The following is a 19,146-nucleotide window of genomic DNA, read 5'->3' as shown; positions in this document are numbered from 1 at the left end:
CTTTCTATAGTCGAGGTAATCCCAATGGCTGAAATCACCGCCTCCCTGGTCAAGGAACTGCGCGAGCGCACCGGCGCCGGCATGATGGAGTGCAAGAAGGCACTGACCGAAAGCAACGGCGACATCGACGCGGCGGCCGAGGCCCTGCGCAAGTCCGGCGCCGCCAAGGCCGACAAGAAGGCCGACCGCGTCACCGCCGAAGGCCGTGTCGGCGTCGCCGGCAACGGCGGCAAGGCCGTGCTGGTCGAGGTCAACTCGGAAACCGACTTCGTCGCCAACGACGTCAACTTCAAGGCGTTCGTCGACGCCGTCGCCGCCGCCGCGCTGGCTTCCGGCGCCGCCGACGTCGAGGCCCTGAAGTCGGCCAAGCTGCCGTCCGGCGAGACCGTCGAGGAAACCCGCGCCACCGCGATCCAGAAGCTGGGCGAGAACATCCAGATCCGCCGCCTGGTCAGGATCGACGGCGGCAACACCGTCGGCACCTACGTGCACAGCAACGGCAAGATCGGCGTGTTGGTGGAACTGGCCGGCGGCAACGCCGAGCTGGCTTCGGGCCTGGCCATGCACATCGCCGCGATGAACCCGCCGCACAACAAGGCCGCCGACGTCCCGGCCGACTTCGTCGCCAAGGAAAAGGAAATCGAGCTGGCCAAGATGAGCGAGAAGGACAAGGCCAAGCCGGCCGAAATCCTCGAGAAGATCATCAGCGGCAAGATCAACAAGATCATCAACGAGGTGACCCTGTACGGCCAGAACTACGTGCTGGACAGCGACAAGTCGGTCGAGGCGGTGGTCAAGGCCGCCGGCGGCGACGTCGTCGGCTTCCAGCGCCTGGTGGTCGGCGAAGGCATCGAGAAGGTGGTCGAGGATTACGCCGCCGAAGTCGCCAAGGCCATGCAGGTCTGATCCGTCCGCCGACGGATGCAAAACGGAAAGCCGCGGGCAACCGCGGCTTTTTCATGGCCAACCGCAAGACATCCGCTTGCGTACGGTAGCGGGCCGGCCTGCAGCCCCACTCCCGTCCCCCGCCCTGTATTCTTGCAGCACTGTCGTCCTCCACCCCGTCATGTCCCCCGAGCTGAATACCGCCCTGTCGCTTTGCCGCAACCTGCCCTCGCCGGCAGGCATCGCCGTTCGCATCATCGAACTGGCGCAGGACCCGGAAACCGACATCGCCACCGCGGCGGACGTCATCTCGATGGACATGGCGCTGAGCGCGCGGATGATGCGCATCGCCAATTCGCCGCTGTACGCCAGCCGCCGCCGCATCGAGAACCTGGGCCAGGCGCTGACCATGCTCGGCCTGCACGCCACCTTGCAGCTGGCGCTCGGGTTCTCGCTGGCGAACATGCTCGACGGGGACGGCCAGGACCGGAAACAGCTGGAGCGCCTCTGGCGCCGCGGCGCCCTGTGCGCGCTGGCCGCTCGCTACCTCGGCCTGGGCTGCGGCGTGCGCCGGGTCGAGGAGGTGATGCTGGCCGGGCTGCTGCAGGACATCGGCATCCTGGCCCTGCTGCAGGCGCGCCCGGACGCCTACCCGGCCCTGCTCGACGCCGCGACCGACAACGACGACCTGCTGGCGCGCGAACGGGCGCTGCTGGAATGTAGCCATGCCGACGTCGGCGCCCACCTGTGCGAGCAATGGCACCTGCCGCGCTACCTGGCCAACGCCATCGGCGTCAGCGAGCCACCGAGCGAACCGACCGACCTGTTCCAGCGCTGCGTGGCCCTGTCCGGCCGTGTGGCCGAAATCTGGCTGGCCGAAGACGCCGATGCCGCCCGCAACGCCGCCCTGCAGCAGATCCACCGCGAGCTGGGCATGGACAGCCAGGGCTTCGAGCTGATGCTGCAACGCATCGACCAGGCATTGCCGGACCTGTGCGCCCTGCTGGACGTGGCCGTGCCCAGTTCGGCGCGCGTGCGCCAGCTGCTCGACCACGCCAGCGAGCTGAAGGAGCTGCGCAACCTGCGCGAGCTGCAGGACATGGCCACCGCGCGCCAGCGCGCCGAGGCCTTCGAATCCCAGGCCCGGCAGCTGTCCGAGCAGGCGCACCTGGACGGCCTGACCGGCGTGCTCAACCGGCGCCAGTTGGAAACCGTGCTGCAGCAGGAGTTCTCCCGCGCCCTGCAGCGCGACCGGCCGCTGTCGCTGGCGTTCATCGACCTTGACGACTTCAAGAAGATCAACGACACCCACGGCCACCTGATCGGCGACCAGGTGCTCAAGTCCTTCGCCGGCCACCTGCAGGAACAGCTGCGCGGCACCGACACCGTGGCCCGCTTCGGCGGCGAGGAATTCGTGGTGCTGTTCCCCGACACCGACGAACTGGAAGCGCTGATGGTCGTGCGGCGTGCGCTGAACACCATCGGCAGCACGCCGATGGCCCACGTCCACGGCGACGCGCTGCACGTCACTTTTTCCGCAGGCGTGGCCACCCACGGCGGCTACGAGCGCTTCGCCAACGTGCAGGACCTGCTCAAGGCCGCCGACGACGTGCTCTACCGGTCCAAGAGCCTCGGCCGCAACCGGGTCAACGCGCGCGCGCCCGAGCCGCTGCCGGCTTCGGCCTGAACCGGGGATGGCCGCGGCGGGAAAACTTTGCCGCGACGCAACAAGAACGCTGCCCGGCCACTGGCCCATCCGGTAGAATCGCCGCGTTTTCCAGCCACCCGAGGTCGCCATGTCCCAGCTTGCCCACCACCGCATCCTTCTGAAACTTTCCGGGGAGGCGCTGATGGGAGACGAGGACTACGGCATCGACCCGAAGGTCATCAACCGCCTGGCCGCCGAGGTGATGGAGGCGCAGCAGGCGGGCGCGGAGATCGCGCTGGTGATCGGCGGCGGCAACATCTTCCGCGGCGCCGGCCTGGCCGCCGCCGGCATGGACCGGGTCACCGGCGACCACATGGGCATGCTGGCCACGGTGATCAACGCGCTGGCGATGCAGGACGCGCTGGAAAAGCTCGGCGGCAAGGCGCGGGTGATGAGCGCGATCAAGATCAACGACGTGTGCGAGGACTACATCCGCCGCCGCGCCATCCGTCACCTGGAAAAGGGCCGGCTGGTGATCTTCGCCGCCGGCGTCGGCAGCCCGTTCTTCACCACCGACTCGGGCGCTGCGCTGCGCGCCATCGAGATCGGCGCCGACCTGCTGCTCAAGGCCACCAAGGTCGACGGCGTGTACGACAAGGACCCGAACAAGCACGCCGACGCGGTCCGCTACGAAACCCTGACCTACGACCAGGTCATCAACCAGGGGCTGGAAGTGATGGACACCGCGGCTTTCGCGCTGGCGCGCGACAGCGACCTGCCACTGCGCGTGTTCGACATGGGCCAGCCGGGCGAGCTGCTGAAGATCCTGCGTGGCGAGAACATCGGCACCCTGGTCAAGGGCCGCGACGCGCATTGAGCGCGCAGGTCGGGGCCACGTCCCCGACGCCCTGCACATCCGGCATCAGGCGTCGGGGATGTAACCCCGACCTACGATCTGCCGCCGACATGCCGGCCGGCGAGGCTGTTCGCCTATAATCGGCCGATTCCAGCACCATCCAGGATTCCGGCGATGATCAACGACATCAAAACCAATGCGCAGGCGCGCATGGCCAAGAGCATCGATGCTCTGCGCCACACCCTCACCACCATCCGCACCGGCCGCGCTTCGCCGGCCCTGCTGGACGGCATCAAGGTCAAGGCCTACGGCACCGACACGCCGCTGAACCAGGTGGCCAGCATCAGCGTGTCCGAGGGTCGTTCGCTGGTCATCACCCTGTTCGACAAGAACATGATCAAGGAGGTGGAAAAAGCCATCTACGCCTCCGATATCGGCATCACCCCGACCACGATGGGCACGGTGATCCGCCTGAACCTGCCGCCGCTGACCGAGGAGCGCCGCAGGGAGCTGGCCAAGTCGGTAGGCAAGGAAGGCGAGGAAAGCAAGGTCGCCATCCGCAACATCCGCCGCGACGCCAACCAGGAGGTGGCCAGGCTGCTCAAGGACAAGAGCATCTCCGAGGACGAGGACCGCCGCGCGCAGGAAGAAATCCAGAAGCTGACCGACAAGGCGATCAAGGACGTCGACGACGTGGTCAAGCTGAAGGAACAGGAACTGATGGCGGTCTGACGGGTGCCATCCGCCATGCCCGGCGACATGCCCGCACCGTACCTGCCGCGGCACGTTGCCATCATCATGGACGGCAATGGCCGCTGGGCGCAGCAGCGGCGGCGGCCGCGCATGATCGGCCACCGCGCCGGCGCGCGCGCGGTCAACCGCAGCATCGACTTCTGCCTCGAACGCGGCATCGCCGCGCTCACGCTGTTCGCGTTCTCCAGCGAGAACTGGGGCCGGCCGCAGGAGGAAGTGGACGCGCTGATGAAGCTGTTCCTCGGCGCGCTGGACCGCGAGGTCGACGAACTCGACCGCCGCGGCGTGCGCGTGCGCTTCATCGGCGAGCGCTCGCGCTTCGCCGCCGGCATCGCCCAGCGCATGGAAAATGCCGAACGGCGCACCGCCGGCAACGCCGCGATGGCCCTGAACATCGCCGCCAGCTACGGCGGCCGCCAGGACATCGCCCACGCCGCGCGGCAACTGGCCGAACAGGTGGCCGCCGGCACCCTCGCGCCGGAGCAGGTCGACGAACAGGCGCTGTCGCGCCATGTCGCGCTGGCCGACCTGCCGGCCCCCGATCTTTTCATCCGCACCGGTGGCGACACCCGCATCAGCAACTTCCTGCTGTGGCAACTGGCCTACACCGAGCTGTGGTTCACCGACGTGCTGTGGCCGGATGTCGATGCCGGCCTGCTGCAACAGGCGCTGGACGACTACGCGCGGCGCGAGCGCCGCTTCGGCCTGACCAGTGCGCAGGTGGCCACCGCGCCCACGAAGAGCAACTCCCAATGACCAAGACCCGCGTCATCGCCGCACTGATCATGGCCCCGGTGGCCATCTGCGCGATCCTGCTGCTGCCCACCCAATGGCTGGCCGCCGCCGCCGCGCTGGTGTTCCTCACCGGCCTGTGGGAGTGGCTCAAACTCACCGGCGTGGACGGCCTGCCGCGCACCGTGCTGCTGGTGCTGAACCTGCTGCTGATGGTGCTGATCGTCTGGGCCTCCCCTGCCGACAACCCGGTGCTGTTCCAGCTGGCGACGCTGATCGGCGTCGGCTTCTGGCTGCTGGCACTGCTGTGGCTGCGCTGCTACGGCTTCGGCGCGCACGAGGAAAGCGCCGCGCGCATGCTCAAGCTGGCCGCCGGCACCCTGGCCATCGTCCCGGCATGGGCGGCGCTGGTGCTGGTCCACCACGGCGAACCCAACGGCCACCGCTGGCTGCTGACCGCGCTGGCCATCGTCTGGGCGGCCGATTCGGGCGCCTATTTCGCCGGCCGTGCCTTCGGCAGGCGCAAGCTGGCCCCGCGCATCAGCCCCAACAAGACCGTCGAGGGCCTGCTCGGCGGGTTGGCGGCCGGGCTGGTCGTCGCGCTCGGCTTCGGCTGGCTGGCTGGCGTCGCCGCCGCCGACATCGGCTGGCTGCTGCTGGTGGCCGCGCTGGCGGTGCTGGCCTCGGTGCTGGGCGACCTGTTCGAAAGCCTGCTCAAGCGCCATGCCGGCGCCAAGGACTCGGGCAGCGTGATCCCCGGCCACGGCGGCGTGCTCGACCGCATCGACGGCGTGCTGGCGGCGTTGCCGGTGTTCGCGCTGGGCAAGGAAATCTTCGGTTTCTGACATGAACACCGCGCAGGACATCCGCCGGGTCGCCGTGCTCGGCGCCACCGGCTCCATCGGCGCCTCGGCGCTGGACGTGATCGCCCGCCACCCGCAGCAACTGCAGGCCTGCGTGCTGGCCGCCGGCAGCAACGTCGACGCCCTGCTCGACCTGTGCCGCATTCACCGCCCCGCGCATGCCGTCATCGCCGACCCGGCGCTGTTCACGCGCCTGCGCGACGGCCTGCGCGAGGCCGGGCTGGGCACCGAGGCCCATGCCGGTGCCGACGCCCTCGACACGCTGGCCGCCGGCGATGCCTGCGACACCGTGGTGGCCGCCATCGTCGGCGCCGCCGGGCTGTCCTCCACGCTCGCCGCCGCCCGCGCCGGCAAGCGCCTGCTGCTGGCCAACAAGGAATCGCTGGTGCTGGCCGGCGAACTGCTGACCCGCGAGGCGGCCACCGCCGGTGCCGAGATCATCCCGATCGACAGCGAGCACAACGCCATCTTCCAGTGCCTGCGCTCGCGCGATGCCCGTGTCGAAGCCGGCGTGCGCCGCATCATCCTGACCGCCTCCGGCGGCCCGTTCCGCGGCCGCAGCCGCGCCGAGCTGGAAACGGTGACGCCGGCGCAGGCGGTGGCGCACCCGAAGTGGTCGATGGGGCCGAAGATCTCGGTCGATTCGGCCACGCTGATGAACAAGGGGCTGGAGGTCATCGAGGCCCACCACCTGTTCGGCGTGCCCGGCGCGCGCATCGACGTGCTGGTACACCCGCAGAGCCTGGTGCACTCGCTGGTCGAGTTCATCGACGGTTCCACCCTGGCCCAGCTCGGCCTGCCGGACATGCGCACCACTCTGGCGGTCGGCCTGGGCTGGCCGCGGCGCATCGAATCGGGCGTGGCCGGGCTGGACCTGCTGCGCCAGGGCCGGCTCGATTTCGAGGCCCCCGACCTGGACGCCTTCCCCTGCCTGCGCCTGGCCTGGCAGGCGATGGAGGCCGGTGGCAGTGCCCCGGCGATCCTGAACGCCGCCAACGAAGTGGCCGTTTCAGCCTTTCTTCAGGGCCGCACAGGCTTCCTGTCGATCCCTGCGCTGGTGGAACACGCCCTGTCCACGCTGCCCCACGCCGCGGCCGATACACTGGACACCCTGCTGGCCGCCGACGCCCGCGCCCGCCAGATCACCGAAACCGCCATCGCCCGCCTGCCGCATGCCTGATCCCGACTTCCAACCGAGCCGCCTGCATGGCTGATTTCATCGGGTCCGTGTGGTGGATGATCGTCAGCCTCGGGGTGCTGGTGACCTTCCACGAGTTCGGCCACTACTGGGTGGCCCGGCGCTGCGGCGTGAAGGTGCTGCGTTTCTCGGTCGGCTTCGGCAAGCCGCTGTGGAGCCGCCGCGGACGCAACGGCACCGAGTTCGCCATCGCCGCCCTCCCGCTGGGCGGTTACGTGAAGATGCTCGACGAGCGCGAGGCCGAAGTGCCCGCCGGCGAGCGCATGGCCGCCTTCAACAACAAGAACGTGTGGCAGCGCCTGGCCATCGTCGCCGCCGGCCCCGCCGCCAACCTGCTGCTGTGCATCGCCCTGCTGTGGGCGATGTTCGTGGTCGGCAACCGCGACTACTCGGCCACCGTCGGCCAAGCCGGCGGCATGGCCGCCAGCGCCGGTTTCGCCAGCGGCGACCGCATCCTCGACGTGGACGGCCGCGCCGTCGCCACCTGGGCAGAGGCCGGCATGGCGCTGACCACCGCGGCGATGGACCGCAGCGACGCCCGGGTGCGGGTGCGCGACCGCCAGGACAACGAGCGTACCCGGGTGCTGCCGCTGTCCACCCTGCCGGCCGGTTTCGATGAACACGGCGTGGCGGCGCAGGCCGGGCTGGCATGGCAGTTCCAGGTCCAGCCGGCGCGGCTGGACTCGGTGCTGGAAGGCTCGGCCGCCAGCGGCGTGCTGCAGCCGGGCGACCTGATCCTGGCCATCGACGGGCAGGCCGTGGCGAGCGCCGGGCAGGTGGCCCCGCTGGTGCAGCAACTGGGCCGGCGCGGCGGCCCGGGCATGATCGAGGTCGAGCGCAGCGGCCAGCGCCTGGCGCTGGAAATCACCCCGCGCCAGGCCAGCAACGGCAAGGGCCCGTGGCTGCTCGGCACCGGATTCGCCAGCGGCCGCCCGGCCTACGACGCCCTGCGCCAGTACGGGCCGCTGGCGGCGCTGCCGGCCGCCCTGCGCGAGACCGGCAAGCTCGCCGGGGATTCGCTGGGCATGATGCGGCGCATGCTCACCGGGCATGCCTCGGTCAAGAACATTTCCGGCCCGATCACCATCGCCCGCGTCGCCAACGCCTCGGCCGAACGCGGCATGGACTGGTTCCTGTATTTCCTGGCGCTGCTGTCGCTGAGCCTGTGCATCATCAACCTGCTGCCCATCCCCGTCTTGGATGGGGGCCACCTGCTGTATTACCTTATCGAGTTGGTCAAGGGCAGCCCCTTGAGCGAACGGGTCATGGCCGCCGGGCAGTACGTCGGCCTGGCACTGCTGGCCGGGCTGATGGGGCTGGCGTTCTACAACGACATCCTCGGCCTGGTCCTGCGATGAACTTTCTTCCACTGTCGTCGTCATACGCCGGCACCCACGCAACAATGAAATCGACTCCCTCCGGACGTGACATGACGCGACTTTTCCATCGCCGCCCGCTTGCCCTCGCCCTTGCCGCGGGCATGGCCCTGCCCGCGCTTGCACAGGCTGCCGAACCCTTCACCGCCAGCGACATCCGCGTCGACGGCCTGCAGCGCATCGCCTCCGGCACGGTGTTCACCTACCTGCCGGTGGAGCGTGGCGACACGGTCGACGACGCCAAGGTCGGCGACACCATCCGCGCCCTGTACAGGACCGGCTTCTTCGAGGACGTGCAGCTGGACCGCCAGGGCGACATCCTGGTGGTGACGGTCAAGGAGCGCCCGGCGATCAACAAGCTCACCGTCACCGGCAACAAGGACATCAAGAGCGAGCAGCTGCTCAAGGGCCTTTCCGACATCGGCCTGAGCGAGGGCGGCACCTTCGACCGCCTGAGCCTGGACCGGGTGACCCAGGAACTGCGCCGCCAGTACAACGACCGCGGCAAGTACAACGTCGAGATCACCCCGACGGTGAGCCCGCTGGACCGCAACCGCGTCGACGTGGCCATCGCGGTCAAGGAAGGCAAGGCGGCCAAGATCCGCCACGTCAACCTGATCGGCCCGGAGAAGTTCGAGACGGCCGACATCCTCGACACCTGGGAATCGAAGGAGCACAACTGGGCCTCGTGGTACCGCCGTGACGACCAGTACTCCAAGGAAAAGCTGTCCGGCGACCTGGAGAAGCTCAACTCCTGGTACCTGGACCGCGGCTACGTGGACTTCAGCATCGATTCCACCCAGGTCTCGATCAGCCCCGACAAGCGCGACATGTTCATCACCGCCGGGGTGACCGAGGGCGAGCAGTACAAGATCTCCGAGATCAAGGTCACCGGCGAGACCATCCTGCCGCAGGAGGACGTCGAGCGCATGGTGTTCCAGAAGGCCGGCGACACCTTCTCGCGCGCATTGCTGGAATTCAGCGCCGACGGCATCACCAACAGCCTGTCCAACATCGGCTACGCCTTCGCCAAGGTCAACCCGATCCCGACCAGCAACCGCGCCGAGCGCACGGTGGAAGTGAACATGCAGGTGGTGCCGGGCCCGCGCGTGTCCGTGCGCCGCATCGTGTTCAAGGGCAACAGCCGTACCGCCGACGAGGTGCTGCGCCGCGAGATGCGCCAGTTCGAGAACGCCTGGTACTCGCAGGCGGCGATCGACCGCTCCAAGATCCGCCTGCAGCGGCTGGGCTACTTCGAGTCGGTGGACGTGGAAACCACCCCGGTCACCGGCAGCAACGACCAGGTAGACGTGGTCTACAACGTCAAGGAAACCACCTCCGGCAGCTTCGTGTTCGGCCTGGGCTACTCGCAGTCCTACGGCATGACCACCTCGGTGCAGCTGTCGCAGAACAACTTCCTCGGCGGCGGCAACCGGGTGTCGGTCGAGGCCTCGCGCAGCAGCTACCTGCAGCGCTACGGCTTCTCGTACATGAACCCGTACTTCACCGACGACGGCGTGTCGCTGGGCTACAACCTGTCCTGGCGCGAGCTGGACTACTCGGACTTCAACACCGCCCAGTACAACAGCACCAACGGCGCGGCGCAGGCGATCTTCGGCATACCGATCACCGAGAACGACAGCTTCTCGCTGATGTTCGGCATCGACAGCAACCAGATCACCACCTACAGCGGCTATACCCCGAAGGCGATCATCGACTACATCGACGCGATGGGCACGCGCACCTTCCATTCCTGGCGCACCGAGCTGGGCTGGGCACGCGACACCCGCAACGACTACTTCATGCCGACCCGCGGCACCTACCAGCGCCTGGGCCTGGAGGTCACGCTGCCGGGCTCGACCGCCGAGTACTACAAGCTCAACTACCAGTACTCCAGGTATTGGCCGATCATCCCGTCGCTGGTCATCAACACCCGCATCGAGCTCGGCTACGGCGACTCCTACGGCAGCGACACCGTGCGCGACATCTGCTGGAACGACATCCCCGCCGTTCCCGGCACCCCGGCCGACGGCGACACCCCGGCGGTCCCGGGCCGGCCAGCCACCACCGAAGTGGTGGACTGCGCCACCAACCCCACCGCCAACCACCGCCAGGTCAAGGCATCGGGGCTGCCGTTCTTCGAGAACTTCTATGCCGGCGGCACCAACTCGGTGCGCGGCTTCCGCGACAACACCCTGGGCCCGCGCTCGGAAATCATCGGCGGCTACTATCGCGGCCAGCCGCTGGGCGGCTCGGTGAAGACGGTCGGATCGATCGAAGCCTATTTCCCGAAGCTGTTCGACAGCCCCTCGGCACGCGTGTCGGCGTTCGTCGACTTCGGCAACGTCTACAGCAGCACCGACGACTTCGACGCGGGCGAACTGCGCGCCTCGGCCGGCGTCGCCCTGCTGTGGCGCGCGCCGGTCGGCCCGATCTCGATCAGCTACGCCTTCCCGTTCAAGAAGAAGGAAGGCGACGAGCTGGAGCGCCTGCAGTTCACCTTCGGCGGGCAGTTCTAGGAACTGCCCGCCGCACCCGGGGCTGTGCCCCGGGTACCCATCGTTCCGCCATGGCGGAACGATGGGTCGCGCTCTGGCCTTCCGATTCCCCCCGCCTTCGGCGCGCCCCCTTTGCCAAAGGGGGCTCTCCTCCAGAACGCCCCCGCATGCTTCATGCCCGCCCTCCGGCGCCCACAGCATGCGCACCCGCCATGCCCTGCGCGCATGTCTTCCGCTCCGGCCGCATGACCGCGCCACTTCCAGACGCTAAACTCCCGGCGTGAATACTCCGACCCATACCGCTCAGGAACTGGCCGACCGCTTCGGTCTGCAGGTCCACGGCGACCCATCCGTGGCCATCCACGGCGTGGCCACGCTGGCCCATGCCAGCCCGGGCCAGCTGACCTTCCTCGCCAATCCACGCTATCGCGCGCAACTGGCCGACAGCCACGCCTCCATCGTGGTGCTGCGCGCCGAGGACGCCGAGGCCGCGCCCGGCACCGCACTGGTGGCGAAGGATCCGTACACCGCCTTCGCCAGGATCGGCGCGCTGTTCGAGTCGGTGCCGCTGCGCGAACCGGGCATCCATCCGAGTGCCGTGATCGATCCCTCGGCGCAGGTCGCCGCCAGCGCCCACATCGGCCCGTTCGTGAGCATCGGCGCGCGCAGCATGGTCGGCGAGAACTGCATCGTCGGCGCCGGCAGCATCATCGGCGAGGACTGCACGCTGGACGCCGGCTGCGAACTGATCGCCCGCGTCACCCTGGTCACCCGGGTGAAGCTGGGCAAGCGCGTGCGCATCCACCCCGGCGCGGTGCTCGGCGCCGACGGCTTCGGCCTGGCGATGGACGGCGGCCACTGGATCAAGGTGCCGCAGCTGGGCGGCGTGCGCATCGGCGACGATTGCGAGATCGGCGCCAACACCTGCGTGGACCGCGGCGCGCTGGAAGACACCGTGCTGGAAGAGGACGTGCGCCTGGACAACCTGGTGCAGATCGCCCACAACGTCCACATCGGCGCACACTCGGCCATCGCCGGCAGCACCGGCATCGCCGGCAGCGCGAAGATCGGCCGCTACTGCCTGCTGGGCGGCGCGGTCGGCGTGGTCGGCCACCTGGAGATCTGCGACCGCGTGGTCGTCACCGGCCGCTCGGTGGTGCGCAACTCGATTACCGAGCCGGGCGAATACTCGTCCGGTACCCCGTTGACCGACAACCGCACGTGGCGCAAGAACGCCGCGCGCTTCAAGCAGCTGGACACCCTGGCCCGCCGGGTTCTGGCCGTGAGCAAGGAGAAGGAATGAACTCGCCCCTGTCGCTGCCCATCGACGTCACCACCATCCGCACGCTGATCCCGCACCGTTACCCGTTCCTGCTCGTGGACAAGGTGGTCGCGCTCGACACGGAAGCCAAGACCATCGTCGCGCACAAGAACGTCACCATCAACGAGCCGTTCTTCCAGGGCCATTTCCCGACCCAGCCGATCATGCCGGGCGTGCTGATCATCGAGGCGCTGGCGCAGGCCGGCGGCGTGCTGACCCAGCTCACGCTGGGCCGCGATGCGCAGTCCAAGCTGTTCTACCTGGTCAAGGTGGACAACGTGCGCTTCATGAAGCAGGTGGTGCCCGGCGACGTGCTGGAGCTGCACGTGCAGGTCAAGCGCGTGATCCGCAACATGGCCGTCTACTACGGCGAGGCCAAGGTGGACGGCGAAGTGGTGGCGCACGCCGAAGTGCTGTGTGCCGGCACCCGCGAATGACGCCCACCGGAGCCCGCGTATGAGCGACAGCGCCCCCCTGATCCATCCCACCGCAGTCGTCGACCCCGCCGCGCGGTTGGCCGACGACGTGCGCGTGGGGGCGTTCAGCCTGATCGGCGCTGGCGTCGAGATCGGCGCCGGCAGCGTGGTCGGCCCGCATTGCAGCATCCACGGCCCGACCCGCATCGGCCGCGGCAACCGCTTCGTCGGCCATGCCGCGATCGGCGGCGAGCCGCAGGACAAGAAGTACGCCGGCGAACGCACCGAACTGGTGATCGGCGATGGCAACGTGATCCGCGAGTTCGTCACCATCAACCGCGGCACCGGCGGCGGCGGCGGCATCACCACCATCGGCAACGACAACTGGCTGCTGGCCTATACCCACGTGGCGCACGATTGCCACGTCGGCAACCACTGCGTGTTCTCCAACAACACCACCCTGGCCGGCCACGTCAGCGTCGGCGACTGGGTGATCATCAGCGGCTTCGCCGGCGCCCACCAGTTCTGCCGCATCGGCGACCATGCCTTCCTCGGCATGGGTGCGCTGGTCACCGGCGACATCCCGCCGTTCACGATGGTCGGCATCGATGGCCACGGCCGCCCGCGCGGCATCAACGCCGAAGGCCTCAAGCGCCGCGGCTTCGATGCCGAACGCATCAGCGCGATCAAGCGTGCCTACCGCACCCTGTACGTGGCCGGCGTGCCGCTGGCCGAGGCCAAGCAGCAACTGGCCGAACAGGCGCAACACAGCGACGACGTGCGGCAGCTGCTGGATTTCATCGAACACGGCGACCGCCCGTTGCAGCGATGAATGCCGGGAGCAACAGCGGGAACGGGGAACGGGGAACGGGGAATGAAGGCGCCATGCCCATCAAACCCTCAGCTTCCTCCACTCCCCATTCCCCAGCACCCGCTCCCCGCGCCCCGCGCGTGGTGCTCTGCGCCGGGGAGACCTCCGGCGACGGCCTCGGTGCCGGCCTGATCATCGAGCTGCGCCGGCGTTTTCCCGATGCCGAGTTCGCCGGCATCGGCGGCGACGCGATGCGCAACGCCGGCTGCCAGACCTGGTTCGACGCCAGCGAGCTGGCGCTGATGGGCTTGGCCGAGGTCCTGCGCCACCTGCCGCGCCTGCTGAAGCTGCGCAGGGCCTTCCGCCAGCGCGTGCTGGATTGGCAGCCGGACGTGTTCATCGGCATCGACGCACCCGACTTCAACCTCGGCGTCGAGCAATGGCTCAAGCAGCGCGGCGTGCGCACCGTGCATTACGTCAGCCCCTCGGTATGGGCGTGGCGCGAGAAGCGCGCCGAGAAGATCGGGGCCAGCGCCGACAGGGTGCTGTGCCTGTTCCCGATGGAGCCGCCGATCTATGCCCGCCACGGCATCGACGCGCGCTTCGTCGGCCACCCGATGGCCGACGCGATCCCGCTGGAAAGCGAGCGCAGCGAGGCCCGTGCCACGCTCGGCCTGCCGGGCACCGCGCCGGTGCTGGCGGTATTGCCCGGCAGCCGGCTGGGCGAGGTCGGCCGGCTGGGGCCCGCGTTCTTCGAGGCGGCATGGCAGGCCTGCGAGCGCATGCCGGACCTGCACATCGTGGTGCCGGCGGCCAACGCGAAGTGCCGGCAGCTGATCGACCAGCAGATCGCCGCCTCGGCACTGCCCGGTGCGCGCCTGCGCGTGCTTGACGGCCGCGCGCGCGAGGCGATGGTGGCCGCCGACGTGGTGCTGCTGGCCTCGGGCACCGCGACGCTGGAAACCATGCTGGTCAAGCGGCCGATGGTGGTCGGCTACCGCGTGTCCGCCCTCACCGCGCGCATCGTCAAGCTGCTGGGGCTGATCAAGGTCGACCGCTATGCCCTGCCCAACGTGCTGGCCGGCCGCGACCTGGCGCCGGAGCTGATCCAGCAGGACTGCACGCCCGACCGCCTCGCCGCCGCCGTGCTGCAGTGGTTCGAGCACCCCGACTGCGTGGCCGGCCTGCAGGACGACTACCGCCGCCTGCACCTGGAGCTGCGCCAGGACGCCTCCGCCCGCGCCGCCGATGCGGTGGCGGAATTGCTGGAAGGCGGGGGACGGGGAACAGGGAACGGGGAATGACCGGAAGCCGGCGCATGCCCCCTCCCCGATCCAACGGCAAGGCAGCAGTGGAACAGCCCTCCCTGTTCTCCCATTCCCCGTCCCCCGTTCCCCATCCCCCGCTCTACGCCGGCATCGACGAGGCCGGCCGTGGCCCGCTGGCCGGGCCGGTCGCGGTGGCGGCGGTCGTGTTCGACCCGCAGCGCCCGCACATCAACGGGCTGGACGATTCCAAGGCGCTGACCGCCGCGCGCCGCGAGCAGCTGTTCGAGCGCATCGTCGAGCGCGCGCTGGCCCACTGCATCGTGATGGTGGACGTGGCCGAGATCGACGGCATCAACATCTTCCAGGCGACGATGCAGGGCATGCGCCGGGCGCTGGAAGGCGTGGCGCATGCGGCGCAGTTCGCGCGCATCGACGGCAACAAGGTGCCCAAGGGCCTGCCCTGCCCGGCCGAGGCGCTGGTCGGCGGCGACGCCATCGACCGCGCGATCATGGCCGCCTCGATCCTGGCCAAGGTCAGCCGCGACCGCTACATGCTGGACCTGCACCAGCTCCACCCCGAATACGGCTTCGACCGGCACAAGGGCTATGGCACCCCGGTGCACCTGGCCGCGCTGCGCATGCATGGCCCCTGCCCCGAGCACCGGCGCAGCTTCGCCCCGGTACGCGAGGCACTGGCCGCGCACGCGCCGTTATCCACCCCTCCGTAGATGCGGGCTTGCCCCGCATGTGGGCCTTCCCGATGAAGCCCCGTGCCGGGCAAGCCCGGCACCTGCGGCTTCCCGGTAAAGCCCCATCGCGACTGGCGTCGCTCCTGCACGTTCCTGCATGGACGCTGGCGTCAAGCCTTGTCCGCTTCCGCCCCCGCCGCTACCCTGCCCTGTCACCGCAGTGATCCGGCATGAGCACTCCCCGCTTCGTCCATCTCCACGTCCACACCGAGTTCTCGATGGTGGACTCCACCATTCGCGTACCGGCCAAGCCGGACCAGGCCGATCCGAAGAAGGCCAAGCAGCCCAACATCCTCAGCCGCTCGGTGGAGATGGGTGCGCCAGCGCTGGCGATCACCGACCTGAACAACCTGTTCGCGCTGGTGAAGTTCTACAAGGCCGCCGAGGGCGTGGGCATCAAGCCGATCGCCGGCGCCGACGTGCTGGTCGCCGAGGACGGCCACGCCCCCTGGCGCATGACCCTGCTGTGCCGCGACCGCGAGGGCTACCTGAGCCTGTCGCGGCTGCTGACCCGCGCGTGGATGGAAGGCCACCGCAACGAGGGCGGCGTCGCCGTGCACCCGCAGTGGCTGAAGGACGGTTGCCACAACCTGTTCGCGCTGGCCGGGCGCGACAGCCTGGCCGGGCGGCTGGCCGCCGAGGGCCGCCATGACCTGGCCGAGCAGCAGCTGGCCGACTGGCAGCGCGTGTTCGGCGACGGCCTGCACCTGGAACTGACCCGCACCAAGCGCGACGGCGAGGAGGCCTTCAACCAGTTCGCGCTGATGGCCGCCGGCCAGCGCGGCCTGCCGGTGATCGCCAGCAACGACGTGCGCTTCCTCGATGCGGCCGACTACGACGCGCACGAGGCGCGCGTGTGCATCTCCACCGGTCGCGTGCTCGACGACCCCAAGCGCCCGCGCGAGTACAGCCGCGAGCAGTACCTGAAGACGCCGGAGGAAATGTGCGCGCTGTTCGCCGACATCCCCGACGCCATCGACAACACGCTGGCGCTGGCGCAGCGCTGCAACGTCGAGATGCGGCTGGGCACCTACTTCCTGCCGAACTACCCGGTGCCCGACGAGGAGACGCTGGACACGTGGATCCAGAAGCAGTCGCGCGAGGGCCTTGAAGAGCGCCTGCAGAAGAACCCGCTGGCGCCGGGCATGACCCGCGAGGACTACTTCGAGCGGCTCGAATTCGAGCTGGACACCATCATCAAGATGGGCTTCCCCGGCTACTTCCTGATCGTGGCTGACTTCATCCAGTGGGGCAAGAACCAGGGCATCCCGATCGGCCCGGGGCGCGGCTCGGGTGCCGGCTCGCTGGTGGCGTGGGCGCTGAAGATCACCGACCTCGACCCGCTGCCGTACAACCTGCTGTTCGAGCGCTTCCTCAACCCGGAACGCGTGTCGATGCCCGACTTCGACATCGACTTCTGCATGGACCGCCGCGACGAGGTGATCGACTATGTCGCGCGCAAGTACGGCCGCGAGCGGGTCAGCCAGATCATCACCTACGGCACGATGGCGGCCAAGGCGGTGGTGCGCGACACCGGCCGCGTGCTCGGCTTCCCCTACGGTCTGGTCGATGGTGTTTCCAAGCTGATCCCGAACATCCTCGGCATCCACCTGAAGGACGCGCTGGGCCGCGGCAAGGAAGGACCGGATTCGGAAATGGCCTCGGCCGAACTGATCCAGCGCTACGAAACCGAGGACGACGTCCGCGACCTGATCGACCTGGCGCTGCAACTGGAAGACCTCACCCGCAACGCCGGCAAGCACGCTGGCGGCGTGGTGATCGGCCCGGAGCCGCTGTCCGAGTTCTGCCCGCTGTACGCCGAACACGACGAGGGTGGCATCGGCAGGAACCCGGTCACCCAGTTCGATAAGAACGACGTCGAGGAAGTCGGGCTGGTGAAGTTCGACTTCCTCGGCCTGCGCACGCTGACCATCATCGACTGGGCGGTGAAGGCGATCAACGCACGCCATGCCCGCGCCGGCATCCCGCCGATCGACATCGCCGCGATCCCGCTCGACGACGCGCCCACCTACAAGGACATCTTCGCCAACGGCAATACCGGCGCGGTGTTCCAGTTCGAATCCTCGGGCATGCGCCGGCTGCTGAAGGACGCGCGCCCCGACCGTTTCGAAGACCTGATCGCGCTGGTGTCGCTGTACCGCCCCGGCCCGATGGACCTGATTCCCTCGTTCAACGCGCGCAAGCACGGGCAGGAGGAGATCATCTACCCCGACCCGCGCACCGAGGCCATCCTGAAGGACACCTACGGCATCATGGTGTATCAGGAGCAGGTGATGCAGATGGCGCAGATCGTCGGCGGCTACTCGCTGGGCGGTGCCGACCTGCTGCGCCGCGCGATGGGCAAGAAGGTGCCGGCCGAGATGGCCAAGCACCGCGAAATCTTCCGCGAGGGCGCGGCCAAGGGCGGTGTCGAAGGCCCGAAGGCCGATGAAATCTTCGACCTGATGGAAAAGTTCGCCGGCTACGGCTTCAACAAGTCGCACGCCGCCGCCTACGCGCTGGTCAGCTACCAGACCGCATGGCTCAAGCGCCATTACCCGGCCGAGTTCATGGCCGCTACGCTGTCCTCGGACATGGACAACACCGACAAGGTGGTCGGCTTCCTCGCCGAGGTGCGCAACCTCGGCCTGAACGTGTTGCCGCCGCGCGTCAACGACTCGGCCTACATGTTCGAGGCGTCCAGCGCCGACACCATCCGTTACGGGCTGGGCGCGATCAAGGGCGTCGGCCAGGGTGCGTGCGAGGCGGTGGTCGCCGAGCGCCAGCGCGGCGGCGAATACGCCTCGCTGATGGATTTCTGCGTGCGCGTCGAATCGGCCAAGCTCAACCGGCGCACGCTGGAGGCGATGATCCAGTGCGGCGCGCTCGACGGCCTCGGCAAAAACCGCGCCTCGCTGATGCTGCAACTGCCCGAGGTGGTCAAGGCCACCGAGCAGATGGCGCGCGAGAAGGCGTCCGGGCAGAACTCGCTGTTCGGCGCGCCCGACCCGGTCAACACCGCCGCGCAGCTGGACCTGCCTGAAAGCCGCGAATGGCCGGTGGGCCAGTTGCTGAACGGCGAGCGCGAGACGCTGGGCTTCTACCTCAGCGGCCACCCGTTCGACCCCTATGCCGACGACGTCAAGGAACTGGTCGGCACCGACCTCGGCGCGCTGGACAAGCTGGTCGCGCCCGCCCCGCCGCCGCGCGACGGCGAAAAGCGCGGCTGGCGGCAGGAAGCGCAGGTGATCCTGGCCGGCATGGTCGTGGGCGTGCGCCGCAAGGGCGACAGCCAGGTGTTCGTGCAGTTGGAGGACGGCAAGGGCCGGGTGGAATGCAGCGCGTTCTCCGACGGGCTGGCCGAGTTCGGCCCGCTGATGACCAAGGACCGCATCCTGGTGGTCAAGGGCGGCCTGCGCGAAGACGAGTTCAACGGCGGCTACGCCCTGCGCATCCGCCAGTGCTGGGATTTCGAGCAGCTGTGCGCCGACCACGCGGTGCGGCTGTCGCTGCGCGTGGACGGCCGCGGCGGCCGGGTCTGGCAGCGCATCGAGCCGATATTGGCGTCGCACCGCCCCGGCCGCACCCCGATCCGGCTGGACCTGCTGCTGCAGGGCAAGGATGGCGGCGTGGCCGGCATGCTCGACCTTGGCAGGGAAGGCGCGGTGCGGGCCAGCCCGCAGCTGCTCGACGCCCTGCGCGAGGACCCGGCGGTGCGCAAGGTCAAGCTGGCCTACAGCCCGCCCTGGGCCAGCTGACCCCACCGGACGGC

The 19,146-nt window shown here is 69.0% G+C and carries 15 protein-coding genes; all 15 read left to right on the top strand.

Annotated elements, in window-relative coordinates:
• Window positions 1-24: 24 nt before the first annotated feature.
• Window positions 25-906 (top strand): translation elongation factor Ts, encoded by an 882-nt coding sequence (gene tsf, locus MIC98_RS06550; protein WP_057640029.1) that lies wholly within the window; start codon window positions 25-27, stop codon window positions 904-906.
• 160 nt (window positions 907-1,066) lie between these two features.
• Window positions 1,067-2,572, top strand: coding sequence for a GGDEF domain-containing protein (locus tag MIC98_RS06545; RefSeq protein WP_239736559.1), 1,506 nt, complete (start codon window positions 1,067-1,069; stop codon window positions 2,570-2,572).
• A 109-nt stretch (window positions 2,573-2,681) separates the two neighbouring features.
• Window positions 2,682-3,410, top strand: a complete 729-nt coding sequence (gene pyrH / locus MIC98_RS06540; RefSeq protein ID WP_057640031.1) for a UMP kinase — start codon at window positions 2,682-2,684, stop codon at window positions 3,408-3,410.
• Window positions 3,411-3,563: 153 nt separating this feature from the next.
• A complete protein-coding gene (frr, locus tag MIC98_RS06535) occupies window positions 3,564-4,121 on the top strand; it encodes a ribosome recycling factor (RefSeq protein ID WP_239736558.1) in 558 nt (185 codons plus the stop codon).
• A gap of 15 nt (window positions 4,122-4,136) precedes the next feature.
• A complete protein-coding gene (gene uppS / locus MIC98_RS06530; protein WP_239736557.1) occupies window positions 4,137-4,898 on the top strand; it encodes a polyprenyl diphosphate synthase in 762 nt (253 codons plus the stop codon).
• Complete coding sequence (locus MIC98_RS06525; protein WP_239736556.1) at window positions 4,895-5,719, top strand: phosphatidate cytidylyltransferase; 825 nt, start codon at window positions 4,895-4,897, stop codon at window positions 5,717-5,719. Before uppS ends, MIC98_RS06525 begins: the two co-directional genes overlap by 4 nt.
• A gap of 1 nt (window position 5,720) precedes the next feature.
• Entirely contained in the window at window positions 5,721-6,917 is a 1,197-nt protein-coding gene (locus MIC98_RS06520) for a 1-deoxy-D-xylulose-5-phosphate reductoisomerase (RefSeq protein ID WP_239736555.1), read from the top strand.
• A 26-nt stretch (window positions 6,918-6,943) separates the two neighbouring features.
• Window positions 6,944-8,293, top strand: a complete 1,350-nt coding sequence (rseP, locus tag MIC98_RS06515; RefSeq protein ID WP_239736554.1) for an RIP metalloprotease RseP — start codon at window positions 6,944-6,946, stop codon at window positions 8,291-8,293.
• Between the two features lie 71 nt (window positions 8,294-8,364).
• A complete protein-coding gene (gene bamA, locus MIC98_RS06510; RefSeq protein WP_239736553.1) occupies window positions 8,365-10,830 on the top strand; it encodes an outer membrane protein assembly factor BamA in 2,466 nt (821 codons plus the stop codon).
• A gap of 259 nt (window positions 10,831-11,089) precedes the next feature.
• Window positions 11,090-12,112 carry a UDP-3-O-(3-hydroxymyristoyl)glucosamine N-acyltransferase gene (lpxD, locus tag MIC98_RS06505; protein WP_239736552.1) on the top strand — a complete coding sequence of 341 codons (1,023 nt, stop codon included), beginning with the start codon at window positions 11,090-11,092 and terminating at the stop codon, window positions 12,110-12,112.
• Window positions 12,109-12,567 carry a 3-hydroxyacyl-ACP dehydratase FabZ gene (fabZ, locus tag MIC98_RS06500; RefSeq protein WP_057640039.1) on the top strand — a complete coding sequence of 153 codons (459 nt, stop codon included), beginning with the start codon at window positions 12,109-12,111 and terminating at the stop codon, window positions 12,565-12,567. The genes lpxD and fabZ overlap by 4 nt, the downstream gene beginning before the upstream one ends.
• Before the next feature lie 19 nt (window positions 12,568-12,586).
• The gene (lpxA, locus tag MIC98_RS06495; protein ID WP_239736551.1) at window positions 12,587-13,378 is read left to right on the top strand and encodes an acyl-ACP--UDP-N-acetylglucosamine O-acyltransferase; all 792 of its coding nucleotides are present in this window, start codon (window positions 12,587-12,589) and stop codon (window positions 13,376-13,378) included.
• A 53-nt stretch (window positions 13,379-13,431) separates the two neighbouring features.
• Window positions 13,432-14,661, top strand: coding sequence for a lipid-A-disaccharide synthase (gene lpxB, locus MIC98_RS06490; protein WP_239736550.1), 1,230 nt, complete (start codon window positions 13,432-13,434; stop codon window positions 14,659-14,661).
• A 14-nt stretch (window positions 14,662-14,675) separates the two neighbouring features.
• On the top strand, window positions 14,676-15,353 hold the full coding sequence (locus tag MIC98_RS06485) for a ribonuclease HII (protein WP_239736549.1): 678 nt from the start codon (window positions 14,676-14,678) through the stop codon (window positions 15,351-15,353).
• Between the two features lie 191 nt (window positions 15,354-15,544).
• Window positions 15,545-19,132 carry a DNA polymerase III subunit alpha gene (dnaE, locus tag MIC98_RS06480; RefSeq protein ID WP_239736548.1) on the top strand — a complete coding sequence of 1,196 codons (3,588 nt, stop codon included), beginning with the start codon at window positions 15,545-15,547 and terminating at the stop codon, window positions 19,130-19,132.
• Window positions 19,133-19,146: the final 14 nt, after the last annotated feature.

It is taken from the genome of Stenotrophomonas sp. NLF4-10 (genome assembly GCF_022359915.1).
GTDB lineage: Bacteria > Pseudomonadota > Gammaproteobacteria > Xanthomonadales > Xanthomonadaceae > Stenotrophomonas > Stenotrophomonas daejeonensis.
The sequence above is the reverse complement of the archived record's forward strand: the minus strand, read 5'-3'. Positions and strand labels throughout refer to the sequence as shown.